This window comes from Intrasporangium chromatireducens Q5-1 (assembly GCF_000576575.1).
GTDB classification, from domain to species: Bacteria; Actinomycetota; Actinomycetes; order Actinomycetales; family Dermatophilaceae; genus Intrasporangium_A; species Intrasporangium_A chromatireducens.
Genome location: NZ_AWQS01000654.1, coordinates 1 through 235, shown reverse-complemented (window position 1 = coordinate 235; position 235 = coordinate 1). Strand labels below are relative to the sequence as shown.

The window sequence follows — 235 nt, the reverse complement described above, 5'->3', positions numbered from 1 at the left end:
AACCAGAAGAGGTGCTGCCAGAGCATCGCCCCGTTGTTCTCCGGGGTGAAGATCTCCATCCCGAACCGACGGTCTCCGCCGAGCGCGAAGAGCGCCGCGGCGAGAACCGGGAAGACGATGAGCACGAGGATCGAGGTCACCAGCACGGTCCAGGTGAAGACCGGCATCCGGAACATCGTCATGCCGGGGGCGCGCATGCAGATGATCGTCGTGATGAAGTTGACGGCACCGAGGA

The 235-nt window shown here is 63.4% G+C and carries 1 protein-coding gene; it reads right to left on the bottom strand.

All coding sequences use genetic code 11. The features are described from left to right. Positions 1–235: cbb3-type cytochrome c oxidase subunit I (locus N864_RS23285; RefSeq protein WP_034723464.1), on the bottom strand; the 235-nt coding region annotated here is incomplete at both ends.